This is a genomic window from Gilliamella sp. App6-5 (assembly GCF_001690525.1).
GTDB classification, from domain to species: Bacteria; Pseudomonadota; Gammaproteobacteria; order Enterobacterales; family Orbaceae; genus Gilliamella; species Gilliamella apicola_H.
In genome coordinates this window covers 1-369 of sequence record NZ_LZGT01000098.1, presented here as the reverse complement: position 1 = coordinate 369, position 369 = coordinate 1, and the positions used below count along the sequence as shown (strand labels likewise).

Below are 369 nucleotides of genomic sequence, written 5' to 3'. Positions count from 1 at the left end.
TTAACATTAAAATCATGATCACACTGGGGTTATTTTTTGCCAGATGGATCATGGGGCTAATATGTCCCTCAACACCGTGAAAGGGCATGGGTAAGTGGGTACTTAGGCGTGGTTTAGGCAGGTTTTTCGGACCGTCTTCCATATAACGGCGGATAAATTCCCACTCGTCTTTATAATCTTGAGGATTATAAGTGTTTTTGCCTACGCCCACGGACTGTGCAACGGGAAAGCCAGTTTTATAAGGGTGAAAGGAGAACACATTAACTAAGTTAGTACCACCCATATCCGAGCCAGTCTCGCCAAAATTAGAGGGCATAATATGTTCCCATTTAAACACCGCAATGCCGCCACAATATTTAGGGCGTTGTA

General features: G+C 43.9%; 1 pseudogene. It reads right to left on the bottom strand.

What is annotated here, in order from left to right:
* Positions 1 to 283, bottom strand: a pseudogene (locus A9G24_RS11520) (hypothetical protein); the annotation flags it as partial.
* Between the last annotated feature and the right edge of the window lie 86 nt (positions 284 to 369).